Source organism: Orrella dioscoreae, assembly GCF_900089455.2.
In the GTDB taxonomy this organism is placed as follows: domain Bacteria; phylum Pseudomonadota; class Gammaproteobacteria; order Burkholderiales; family Burkholderiaceae_B; genus Orrella; species Orrella dioscoreae.
The window spans coordinates 1,062,391-1,073,777 of the sequence record NZ_LT907988.1 but is presented as its reverse complement, the minus strand read 5'-3'; the positions used below and the strand labels follow the sequence as shown (position 1 = coordinate 1,073,777).

At 68.7% G+C, this 11,387-nt stretch carries 11 protein-coding genes; 4 read left to right on the top strand and 7 right to left on the bottom strand.

Annotation, left to right across the window (positions count from 1 at the left end):
- Positions 1-27: 27 nt before the first annotated feature.
- From mdcG to mdcA, 5 genes are read right to left on the bottom strand one after another with little or no spacing between them, the layout of a single operon-like run.
- Positions 28-759, bottom strand: coding sequence for a malonate decarboxylase holo-[acyl-carrier-protein] synthase (gene mdcG, locus ODI_RS04875; protein ID WP_067749080.1), 732 nt, complete (start codon positions 757-759; stop codon positions 28-30).
- Complete coding sequence (locus tag ODI_RS04870; protein WP_067749078.1) at positions 756-1,457, bottom strand: biotin-independent malonate decarboxylase subunit gamma; 702 nt, start codon at positions 1,455-1,457, stop codon at positions 756-758. Before ODI_RS04870 ends, mdcG begins: the two co-directional genes overlap by 4 nt.
- Before the next feature lies 1 nt (position 1,458).
- On the bottom strand, positions 1,459-2,370 hold the full coding sequence (locus ODI_RS04865) for a biotin-independent malonate decarboxylase subunit beta (RefSeq protein WP_067749076.1): 912 nt from the start codon (positions 2,368-2,370) through the stop codon (positions 1,459-1,461).
- Positions 2,367-2,690, bottom strand: coding sequence for a malonate decarboxylase acyl carrier protein (gene mdcC, locus ODI_RS04860; protein WP_067749074.1), 324 nt, complete (start codon positions 2,688-2,690; stop codon positions 2,367-2,369). The genes ODI_RS04865 and mdcC overlap by 4 nt, the downstream gene beginning before the upstream one ends.
- A gap of 12 nt (positions 2,691-2,702) precedes the next feature.
- Positions 2,703-4,376 carry a malonate decarboxylase subunit alpha gene (mdcA, locus tag ODI_RS04855; RefSeq protein WP_067749072.1) on the bottom strand — a complete coding sequence of 558 codons (1,674 nt, stop codon included), beginning with the start codon at positions 4,374-4,376 and terminating at the stop codon, positions 2,703-2,705.
- A 154-nt stretch (positions 4,377-4,530) separates the two neighbouring features.
- On the opposite strand from mdcA, the gene ODI_RS04850 reads away from it, so the two are divergent.
- The 3 genes from ODI_RS04850 to queD all read left to right on the top strand — a co-directional run bounded on the left by ODI_RS04850 (position 4,531) and on the right by queD (position 6,661).
- Complete coding sequence (locus ODI_RS04850; protein WP_067749068.1) at positions 4,531-5,199, top strand: GntR family transcriptional regulator; 669 nt, start codon at positions 4,531-4,533, stop codon at positions 5,197-5,199.
- 362 nt (positions 5,200-5,561) lie between these two features.
- Complete coding sequence (gene queE / locus ODI_RS04845) at positions 5,562-6,194, top strand: 7-carboxy-7-deazaguanine synthase (protein WP_067749066.1); 633 nt, start codon at positions 5,562-5,564, stop codon at positions 6,192-6,194.
- Positions 6,191-6,661, top strand: coding sequence for a 6-carboxytetrahydropterin synthase QueD (gene queD, locus ODI_RS04840; protein ID WP_067749064.1), 471 nt, complete (start codon positions 6,191-6,193; stop codon positions 6,659-6,661). Before queE ends, queD begins: the two co-directional genes overlap by 4 nt.
- Positions 6,662-6,724: 63 nt before the next feature.
- Here the strand turns inward: queD and ODI_RS04835 are convergent, their stop codons facing one another.
- Positions 6,725-7,774 (bottom strand): methyl-accepting chemotaxis protein, encoded by a 1,050-nt coding sequence (locus tag ODI_RS04835; RefSeq protein ID WP_067749062.1) that lies wholly within the window; start codon positions 7,772-7,774, stop codon positions 6,725-6,727.
- A gap of 409 nt (positions 7,775-8,183) precedes the next feature.
- Between ODI_RS04835 and ODI_RS04830 the strand changes: the two genes are divergently transcribed.
- Positions 8,184-8,642 (top strand): YkgJ family cysteine cluster protein, encoded by a 459-nt coding sequence (locus tag ODI_RS04830; RefSeq protein ID WP_067749225.1) that lies wholly within the window; start codon positions 8,184-8,186, stop codon positions 8,640-8,642.
- A gap of 125 nt (positions 8,643-8,767) precedes the next feature.
- Here ODI_RS04830 and ODI_RS04825 read toward each other — a convergent pair whose 3' ends face one another.
- Positions 8,768-11,230 (bottom strand): penicillin acylase family protein, encoded by a 2,463-nt coding sequence (locus tag ODI_RS04825; RefSeq protein ID WP_067749060.1) that lies wholly within the window; start codon positions 11,228-11,230, stop codon positions 8,768-8,770.
- Positions 11,231-11,387 lie beyond the last annotated feature (157 nt).

Below are 11,387 nucleotides of genomic sequence, written 5' to 3'. Positions count from 1 at the left end.
ACGCCAAGCACCGGAAAGCCTGCTGCGTCATGCCGTCACCTGTTCCATCAAGGCTGCGCGGGAAACCAGCCGGGCGCTGCGCAGCGACTTCACCAGCACCTGGCCATCGCTCCCGGACGCCGCGCGCTGCCATTCGCGCCACGACACCGCGTCGTCCTCGCCGAACAGCATCTCGCCATCCACGGGCCAGCCCTCTTCCTCCTGCCAGCGCAGCAGGACTTCCGTCACGGCCAGGCATTGCGCGGCATCCACGGGACGCCACAGCAGGTCCAGGTCGGAATCGGGACGCAGGTAGGCCATGCCGGTCAGCGCCTGCATGGCCGCGGATCCGAACACGCGAGGTGTCACCGACAGGGTTTCCAGCGCGCGCGCCAGGCGGTCCAGTGCCACGCTGCGCCCCGGCGGCAGCAATGGCGACTCGGCCAGTTCATACAGGGAGAGCGGCGCGCGATGCGCCCTCACGTCTGCCCAGGACAGGCGCGCACCCAGGCGGCGCCTGCCTTCGGCGGGGGGCAAGGGAACGCCCGCAGCCAACCAATCCGACGACGGCCCCACGGCATCGACGCCACCGCGCCAGCCGTCGGGCTGGCGGCTGACGACGAACGGCCGCCCATGGATCAGCCAGGTTGCCAGGGCGTCGGCATCGCCCTCATTGCCCACGGCGCGCAAAGGCGTCGTCAACGCCTCGCGCGCGCCGGCATCCAGCCAGACCAGGTCATGGCGCGCCACGACCAGCGGACCGGACGCCGCCGGCATCATGCCCCGTCCGCCACGCGCCGGATCACCGGTTCGGCCAGCTTGCGCCCGCCACGCACCAGGCCTGCCGCCGCGCGCGGGTCCTTGGCTTGTGCGCGTGCGGTGGCGTCATCCAGCGCCGCGCCCAGGTCGCCGTCCCACAGCGCGTCCACCGCCCCCATGCTCACGAAGTTCATGGCGCCGGGCGCGAAGACGGGCGAGGTCTGGCTGAGCTCGCGCAGGCGGCTTTCGGCGATGCGCGTGACGCGCGCCATGGCCGGCAGGTTCATGACGCGGATCTCTGCCTCGGGCAGCGCCGCGCACAGGTCCGCCATCATGGCGTTGGGAATGAAGCCCCCCGACAGCGCCTGGTCATAGACCAGGCCCACCACGCGATGTCCGCGCTGGCGGGCGATTTCCACGCACTTGCCCAGGTGCGACATATAGCGGTTCAAGCCCAGCATCTCATCACGATGGCGCAGGCGCTGCCCCTGGGTGTCGATCAGGAACAGGATCGGCCGGCCCGGATGCCGGGCAACCGTGTCCAGCACCGCGGCCGCCATGGCCAGCGCCAGGTCCGCGCCCACTTCGGCGTGCCCGGTGGTGCCCACCACCGCGAACACCTGGCCGGGCCGCTGGCCGCTGCCGGCCAGCAGGTCGCCCTGCTGGACGATGTCGTGGCCTTGCGGGAACAGCCGATCCGCGACGTTCTTCCATTCCATGTCAGTTCTCCTGCGGGGGCAGCGCGCGGCGGGTGCGCGCCTGCGCGACGAAATCGGCGGTCTCGGTCATCGGCACGGCTTGCGGGTCGTCCCAGCCCAGCGCGGCCCAGATCTCCAGCGAATCGCCGGCCTTGCCGAAACGGGCCAGGCGGTCGGCCAGCAAGGCGTGTTCGCGCTGCACGGCCTCCAGCGTGAAAGGCGTGTCCTCGGCCAGCAGGTCGGCCAGGGCCTCGCGAAAGCGCAGCACGTCATCCTCGACCAGGCGGTCGCAGTCGCCCAGCAGATAGCGATGCTTGCCGCCCACCGTGCGCCAGACGCGCGCCCGGTCGCGCGCGTCGAACTCCTCGACGCCACGCGCGGTCTCGATGACCTCGGGACCGGACAGGCCAAGACGGGCCTCTTCGCTCATCACGATGGCGTCCACGCCGCTGACCGCGATGCCCATGCCGCCGAAGCAGCCGTATTGGCCGCCGATGGCGGCCACGACCTTCACCCCGTCGGCGCGCGCCGACAGGATGGCGCGCATGATCTCCGACACGGCGATGAGGCCGGCATTGGCCTCCTGCAACCGCACGCCGCCGGTCTCCAGCAGCAGCACCACGGCTTGCGGCTCGCCCGCCTGTTGCCGGGCCTGGGCACGCTGCAACAGGCCGACGATCTTGGCGCCATGCACCTCGCCCACCGCCCCGCCCATGAAGTCGCCTTCTTGGGCGACCACCAGCACCGGCTTGCCGTGCAGCCGTCCCTGGCCCACCACCACGCCGTCATCGAAGGCTTGCGGCTGGTCCAGCACGCCCAGGTGCGGACTGACCACGCGCTCGGCGGGCGGCAGGATCTCGGTGAAGCTGCCGGCATCCAGCACCGCGGCAATGCGCGCCCGGGCCGAGGACTCGTAATAGCTGGCGCCCCTCATGGCTTGGCTCCGGTGGCGGCGCGATAGGCCTCGACGGCCTGGTCCAGCCGCAGGCTGACGATGGCCGGCGTCGCGCCGTTGTCGTTGATCGATACGCGCACGTCGCCGAGCGGGTGACGCGTGAAGAAATCCTGGATGACGGCCTCCCAGATACGGCCGAAACCGGTGGCGGCGGTCGTGATGTCGACCTCGCAGGCACCGGCCAGTTGCGCCGATTCCACCAGCACTTCCAGGTTGCCGGAGGCCACCACGCCCACCAGTTGGGCGCCCGCGGCGGCCAAGGGCTTGCCGCCTTCATGGCGGTAATGCAGTTGTTCCATGGCGATGCTCCCTTACCAATTGCGAAAGCGGCGCGGCGGCTGGTAGCGCCCGCCCGACGCGCGAACCAGATCCTTGACCGTGCGCGCGGCCAGCAGGTCCCGCGTGGCCAGGCGCGGATCGATGCCCAGGTCGGCCGGGCGACGGATGACGCCGCGGTCGCGCAGGTTTTCGACCATGCGCCTGTCGCGCGCCAGGCCCACCGGCGTGTAGCCCGCCACGCCACGGATGGCCTGCTCACGCTCTTCGGCCGTGCGGCACAGCAGCAGGTTGGCAATGCCCTCCTCGGTCAGGATGTGCGTGACGTCGTCGCCGTAGATCATGACCGGCGGCAATTCCATGCCCATGTCCTCGGCCAGTCCCCAGGCATCCAGCGTCTCGACGAAAGCCGGGGCCATGTGCTCGCGGAAGGTTTCCACCATCTGCACGACCAGCTTGCGTCCGCGCGGCATGGCGCCCGCGCCGCCCGCCTGCGCTTCCTGGCCGGCGCGAAGCCAGGCCGGGCTGGCATGGCGGCGGCCACGGGCGTCGGCGCCCATGTTCGACGCACCGCCGAAACCGGCGATGCGCCCGCGCGTGGCGGTGGAGCTGTTGCCCTGCAGGTCGATCTGCAGGGTCGAGCCGATGAAGAGGTCGCAGGCGTAGTGGCCGGCCGCCTGGCAGAAGGCGCGGTTGCTGCGCATGCTGCCGTCGGCACCGGTGAAGAAGACGTCCGACCGGGCGGCGACATAGGACTCCATGCCCAGTTCCGAGCCGAAGGAATGCACCGATTCGACGAAGCCCGCCTCGATGGCCGGGATCAGCGCGGGATGCGGATTCAGCGCCCAGTGGCGGCAGATCTTGCCTTTCAGGCCCAGCGAAGCGGCGTAGGTCGGCAACAGCAGTTCGATGGCGGCCGTATCGAAACCGATGCCGTGGTTCAGGCGCTGCACGCCATATTCGGCGTAGATGCCCTTGATGGCCATCATGGCCATCAGCACCTGGATCTCCGAGATCAGGGCGGGATCGCGCGTGAACAGCGGCTCGATGAAATGCGGACGCGGGCTCTGGACGACGAAATCGACCCAGTCGGCGGGAATGTCCACGCGCGGCACGGTGTCCACGATTTCGTTGACCTGGGCGATCACGATGCCGCGCCGGAAGGCCGTGGCCTCGACGATGGCAGGCGTGTCCTCGGTATTGGGGCCGGTATAGAGATTGCCCTGGGCGTCCGCCGCCTGCGCGCACACCAGGCTCACGCGCGGCGTGAGATCCACGAAATAGCGCGAGAACAGTTCCAGGTAGGTATGGATGGCGCCGATCTGGATGCGCCGCGCGTCCACCAGCTTGGCCAGGCGCTGCGCCTGCGGGCCGGAGAACGAGAAGTCCAGCCGCGCGGCGATGCCACGCTCGAAGATGTCCAGGTGCTCGGGCAGCGCCAGCACCGATTGCACCATGTGCAGGTCATGCACCTGGGCCGGGTCCAGCGCCGCCAGCGCGGCGGCCAGGAAATCGGCCTGCTTCTGGTTGTTGCCCTCCAGGCACACACGGTCGCCTGGTTCGATCACCGCCGACAACAGCGCGCCGATGTCCTCGGGCTGCACCTGCTTGTCCCGCAGGCGCGCGCCCACGGCTTGCCGCGCGCGCGCCAACCGGGCCTGCCGGCTGCGTGTCGACGTATCCCATTGCTTGGCCGCATCGGGCGTCATGTCCTGGCTCCTGTCTGGGCCGGGCCTGCGCCCAGCTTTGTCCACTTGAAATGAATTCTTGTATACACGATAGCAATTCAAGAATACAAATAGCAAGCGACTTTCCGGTTTTCCACTACACTGCGGGCCAGGACGCCGACGACGACAAGAAAGGATCCCCGTGACGAAACGCCGCTCCGAATCGCTGCGCGATACCCTGGAAGAATGCATCGCCGTCGGCGAGTTCGTCCCAGGCCATCACCTGGACGAGACCGAGCTGGCCACGCGCTTCGGCGTCTCGCGCACCCCCATTCGTGAAGCACTGATCCAGTTGGCGTCGGAAGGTCTGGTGGAAATCCGTCCGCGCCGTGGCGCCGTCGTGGCGGAAATCGGTCCGGCACGCCTGGTGGAGATGTTCGAGGTCATGGCCGAGCTGGAAGCCATGTGCGCGCGCCTGGCGGCCCGCCGCATGAGCGACACCGAGCACGCGGCGCTGACCGCCGCGCACCTGGCCTGCGAAGACTCCTGCCAGGCGCGCGATCCCGATGCCTATTACCTGCGCAACGAGCACTTCCACAGCCTGATCTACGCCGGCAGCCACAACCAGTTCCTGGCAGAAGAGGCGCAACGCCTGCACCGGCGGCTGCGCCCCTACCGCCGCCTGCAGTTGCGCGTGCGCGACCGCGTCGCCACGTCGTTCGGCGAGCACGAGGCCATCGTGGCCGCGCTGCGCGCGGGCGAGGCCGACCGCAGCGCCCGGTTGGCCCGCGACCACGTGCTGGTCCAGGGCCAGCGTTTCGCCGACCTGATCGCCTCGCTGTCGCTGCTGCAGGAAACCGCCTGAGCCGCGGCGCCGGCGCGACACCGGCCTTGCCTGGCGCCTTGTCGCGAGCGCGCGACACGGGAAAACCCGCAAGCGGCTAAAATGGCGGGTTGCCCGGACCTGTGTGCGTTGCAGCCTGGTTGTAAGGCCATTGGCAACTGAGCATTGGCAACTGAGCACTGGCAACCGCGCACTGGCAACCGCGCTCTTGCAACCCCGAGCCGGCAGCCAGGCCGGATCCGCGTCCCGGCGCCGCCGCCCTGGTGCCCGGCGGTGCTGGGAGCAGCCTTTCGGCCCCGTCTTCGCGGCCCCTGGCCTGCCCGGCCCGTCACGCATTCAATTCGCACCCTGTCTGTTTTTTCTCGTTTCCAGCAAGCGCCGCCATGGCCTATTCCGTCAAAGAACTGTTCAAGACCCTGCAGGGCGAAGGTGCCCATGCGGGCCGCGCCTCGGTATTCTGCCGCTTCGCCGGCTGCAACCTGTGGACCGGCCGCGAAGCCGATCGCGTGAGTGCGGCCTGCCGGTTCTGCGACACGGATTTCGTCGGCACCGATGGCGACGGCGGCGGCAAGTTCGCCGATGCCCAGGCGCTGGCCGACGCCCTGGCCGCCTGTTGGGGGCCAGGCACCGAGCACCGCTACGTGGTTTTCACGGGTGGCGAGCCGCTGCTGCAACTGGACCCCGCGCTGATCGAGGCCGCGCACGCCCAAGGCTTCACCATCGCCATCGAGACCAACGGCACCCTGCCCGTCCCGCCCGGCGTGGACTGGATCTGCGTCAGCCCCAAGGGATCGGCGCCGCTGGCGCAAACCCGTGGCGATGAACTCAAGCTGGTCTATCCTCAACCCGAACACACGCCAGCCCGGTTCGCCGGCCTGGACTTCACGCATTTCTGGCTGCAACCCATGGATGGCCCCGCGCGCGTGGCCAACACGGCGCTGGCGGTCGAATACTGCACCGCGCATCCGCCCTGGCGGCTGAGCCTGCAGACGCATAAATACATAGGCATTCCATGAACACCTCCGCCGATGGCCGCGCCGCCATCTCCGTCACCCGCCGCCTGGAGTTCGACGCGGGCCACCGCATCCCGGATCACCGCAGCCAATGCCGCAACCTGCATGGGCATCGCTATGTGCTGGAGATCACGCTGTCGGGCGAGGTGCTGGATGCGCCGGGCGAATCCGACAACGGCATGGTCATGGACTTCTCCGAGATCAAGTCCATCGCGAAGGCCCACATCGTCGACGTCTGGGACCACGCCTTCCTGGTCTTCCAGGGCGACACCGCCGTGCGCGGCTTCCTGGAGACCCTGCCGGACCACAAGACCGTCGTGCTGGATTGCATTCCCACGGCCGAGAACCTGGCGCGCATCGTCTTTCGCACGCTGGCGCCGCACTACCAGGGCCACTACGGCCAGGCCTTGCGCCTGACGCGCGTGCGCCTGTTTGAGACGCCCAATTGCTGGGCCGACTGCCACGGCTGAAGCACCGGCGCGAACACCGGACGCACCGGGCGGCGGCCACGCCGCGCGCCCAGCCTGGACATCCTAGCCGAAACGATCCGACGGCTGCTGCACCACCACGCCATACCAGCCCATGCCGGTATAGGTTTCATAGCCCGGCGTCAGTGCATAGCCCACCAGCGCCTGTTCGGCATTCTGGTAATGCCCGCGCCGCGCCTCGGCCTGCAGGTAATGGCGATCCGCCAGCACGCCCTTGCCGTCCGAGGCGGCGATGACGCGATAGTTCGCGTCCACCAGCAGGCAGCGCGTGCGCCCCCACTCTTCTTCGCTCAGTCCCACCGAACGAACGACCGTGCCGGCCTGGTGCGCCCAGTCGAAGAAGATGCCCAGCACGCCCAGGGGCTTGCCGTCGCGCTGGCCACCCGCGCGGATGGCCGTGGCATAGGCCGCCACCTGCGCGCCGCCCAGCCGCGGCTCCACGTCGATGTCCTGCGCCACGTAATCGCTGCCGCTCGCGGTTGCCATGCCGCGCCGGAACCACTGGGCGTGCGACACGTCGCTGCCCACCACGCCCGGATAACGCGCGGGACGCCCGCAAGCCACCACCCGCCCGCTGGCATCCGCCACCCACAGGTCCAGGTAGACGGTGTAGCTGTCCAGGATCACGCCCAGGCGCTGGCTGGCGTGATGCCGCGCCGCGGCCGAACCGGCCTCCAGCACGTCCACGACGGCCGCGTCGGTGGCCCACCAGCGCACGTCGCAGGAGCGTTCGTACAGGTTGCGGTCCATGGTCTCGATCATGTTCAAGGCCAGGTCGGCCAGGCGGCGGCCCTCATGGGCGCGGATCTCGCCGAGCGTGCTCTCGCCCAGCGCGATCAGGTCGGCGATGGAGCCGGCCAGTTCCTGGCGCAGCGAATCCGCGATGTCCGTGATCTGTTCGGAGACGTGCTGGACCTGGTTGGCCACCACGGCAAAGCCCCGGCCCGCCTCGCCCGAGCGGGCGGCTTCGATCCGGGCGTTGAGCGAGAGGTAACGCGCCTGCTGGTTGATGTCCACGATGCTGGCAATCTTGTCGTGCGAAATACGCTCGACCTGGCGCGACAATTCGACGATGCGTTCCGGTTGGTTCGCCATGGTGAAACCTCCTGCTGTCATCGGCATGACCCGGCACACGGCGGGCACACCCTTGCCTAAGCAGAAATCGGGCCAACCCGGCCGTGGCTCCGCCCATCGCTACGAAGACCCGCGAAATCAAGACCTTGCCGTCGACATGCCGACGCGCGGCACGGCGCTGGGCACCATCGGCTCACGTCGTCGCACCAGGACGGTGCGCCCTCGCCCCAAGGCCTCGGACCGGCACGGCGTGACGATGTCCGCCGCGCGCAACGTCACCATCGAGAGACGCTCGCCAGCCATCGGCGGCCTTGCTACGATGCGCGCAAGCGGGTTGCCGCGCGATGGCGACGCACGCGCCGCGCGCCCGGACATCGCCCGCCCGCAACAACAAGAAAAGCTCCCGCCCCTGCCCTGGCGTATCGCCACCATGTCCAACGACGCGTACTTTCCCATCCTCGCCGTGACCCTCACGGGCGAGCCTGCCGGCGACGACGCCAACCCCTGCTTGAGCTGCGGCGCCTGTTGCGCCCACTTCCGCGTCTCCTTCTATTTCGGCGAAGCCGATCCGCTGCATGGCGGCGTCGTTCCGCCCGCACTCGTCACCCCGATCAGCCCGTCGCGCGTCTGCATGCAAGGCACGGAGCAGGGCTCGGGCCGCTGCGTGGCCTTGCGCGGCACGCTGGGCCAGCCCGGCATCCACTGCGACATCTACGAACAGCGCCCCACGCCCTGCCGCGAGTTCGACATGTGGAAAGCCGACGGCTCGCCCAACCCCGACTGCCAGCGCCTGCGCTTGGCGCTGAACCTGCCCGCGCTGCTGCCCCGCCCCGACGCCGAGAACGATCCCCAAGGACCGGCCACGCCGAACCAGCCGCGTGCTGCGTGAAGCACGCCAACACCTTGCGCTGGCTGCCCCGAAAAAAAACGCCACCCCCTCGGGGGTGGCGCCAGCGGCACGGTAAAACCTGTTGTCTGCTGCCTGGGCGGGCGCCTTGCGGCGCCCGCCCGCCTTCAGCGTGCGCCCGCCGGGCGCAGCGTCAAGGTGTCGCTGCGTTCGCGCTCGACCTTCTCGCGGCTGAAGGCCATGGGCACGTACTTGCCCGTTGCCCAGCCTTCGAGCAGGTCCTTGTAGTGCGGGCTGCGCGGGTCGGCCGACTGGCCCGGCACGTTCTGCACCACGGAGTTGTCCCAGTTCGACACGTCGATGACCTGGCGATAGGACGCGCCGCTGATCTGGCGGAAGTCCGACTGGCGGTAGGTGGCGCGCAGCACGGTCTCGTTGTCGCCGCCCACCGGGTAGCGCGGCGTGGCCCAGGCCTGGGCACGGTCCGGCGTCAGCAGGGGCGCCAGCGCATGCTCGAACTGGATGTGATGCAGCTTGCCCCATTCCCAGTTCGCCATGTCCGTGCCCTGGCGCTGCACCAGCTTGGCCATGCCGTCGCCCAGCGCGGCCAGCAGCAGGCCATCGCGGGCTTGCAGGCGTTGCGGGCCGAAGGCCGCGTCGGGATTCGCCAGTTTCTCCATCACCTTCACGGTCGACAGCTTGCCGAAGATCTTGCCGGCATTGGGCGGCACATACAGCGCGGTCACGCGATCGACCACCTCGGCCAGCCAGAACTGGTACACCGTGGCGGCACGCGAATCCACGGTGTTGCGGCCGTCCCATTCCTTCAGCAACTGCAGGCCGGACTGCACGCGTGAATCCGCCGAATTCAGCGATTTCGTATAGGCCAGCAGTTGGCGGGCCAACATCGAAGCCGTGTCGTACTGCAACTGGCGCGAGCTTTCCACCGTCACCTTCTGCGGCTGGCTCAGCACTTCCTGGATGCGCTGCGCGCGATAGGGCTCGGCCCACATGCGGGCAGACATTTCCTTGTAGGGGAAGTCGGCCGGCAGGTTGTACTCATTGGCCGTCGCGATGAAGCCTTCCGCCGGATTGAACTGGCGCGGCAAGGCCTTGGGATCGAGATAGCCCTGCCACTCGAACCCGCCATCACCCGGCACGGGCAGCATGCCCGACCAGTCGGCACGCTGGCGGATGGGCGCGATGCTGCCGCCGAACCAGCCGATATTGCCGTCCACGTCGGCATAGACCATGTTCTCGCTGGGCGTGTAGTGACGCTCCATGCCCGCGACGAACTCCTGCCAGTTCTGCGCCTGGTTCAACCGCAGGCTGGCCAGGTAGGCGGCCGTGCCCGGGAATTCCAGATAGGCCGCGCGAACCGCGAACGCCTTTCGCGTGACCGGATCCTCGAAGATCACCGGGCCGTGGCGCGTAAACTTCACCGCCCGTTGCACCGGCCCCTGGCCGCGCACATCGATGGTCTCGTTCACCGTGCGCATCTCTTCCCAGCCGGCACCGTAACGGTATTGATCGGGGTTGGCGGGATTGGTGTCATAGACGTACAGGTCTTCCTCGTCGCCGAAGGCGAAGATCGTCAGGCCAAAGGCGATGCGGTCGTTATGCCCCATCGACACGCCCGGCAGGGCCGGTTCGCCCGCGCCGATCACGTTCCAGCCCGGCGCGTTCAGGTGCACCATGTAGCGCAGCGAGGGCATGGTGATCGCGCGATGCGGGTCGCCCGCCAGGATGGGCTTGCCCGTCGCGGTGCGGCCGCCCGAGACCACCCAGTTGTTGCTCTCGTAGCGCACGGCCAGCGGGTCGGCCTGCGGGTCCAGCGCGGCCACGCGCGTGGCCGACAACTGTTCGGCCAGCGTCTCGCGCTCCTGCAAGGTCAGCGGGCTGCGCGGGAAATCGGCGGCCGTGAACTTCTGCCCTTCGCGCGCCAACTGGTAGTTGGCCAGCACGTTGGTGGGAATCTGGCGCACATCCAGCCCCGCCGGCACCTGCAGCGCCAGCGGCGGCTCGAACACGTTCAGGTCCTGCGTGGCATTCAAGCCCACCGCCGCGACCTGCTGGGCGAGCTTGACCTCGGTGCTCAGGTTGCGCGTCAGGCCATACAGGCGGATCAGCGAGGTCTGCGGGCTCCAATGCCCCGGCAGCGTGCCGGTCAGCTTGAATTCCTCGGGCAACTGGTCGGGGTTCGCGCGCACCCAGTCCACATAGGCATTGATGCCCTGCGAGAACGAGGTCAGGATGGCCTTGCCACGCGGGTGATAGCTGGCGAACTCGCTTTCCAGGTCACCGCGGTACAGGAACATGCGCGCCGCGCGGTCCTGTTCGACGAAGCGAGGGCCGAACTGCTCGGCCATCTTGCCTTCGCCCTGGCGGCGCCACAGATCCAGCTGCCACATGCGGTCGCGCGCGGCGGCGAAACCCTGGGCATAGAACAGGTCGTGTTCGTTCTGGGCATAGATGTGTGAAACGCCGTGCTTGTCGCGCACGATCTCCACGGGCTGCTGCAACCCCGGCATGTCCAGGGCGGCGTCCTGGCTGCGCGTGGCGCAACCGCCCAGGAAGCCGAGAAAGCCCGCGGCCAGGCAGAGCCCTGCCAGTCGCTTGGATACTTGCATGTCTTGTCTCCCTCCAGAGGGGCGCCGCGCCACGAACGTGGCGTGCCATCCAGCCTGGGCCCTGGTGTTATTCATTAAGGGGGCCGGCCTGCGCCGCAAGACATGACGTTACGAGGGTTTGAGGGACGGCGCTGTTTCCCGCGAGGTAACAGATGTG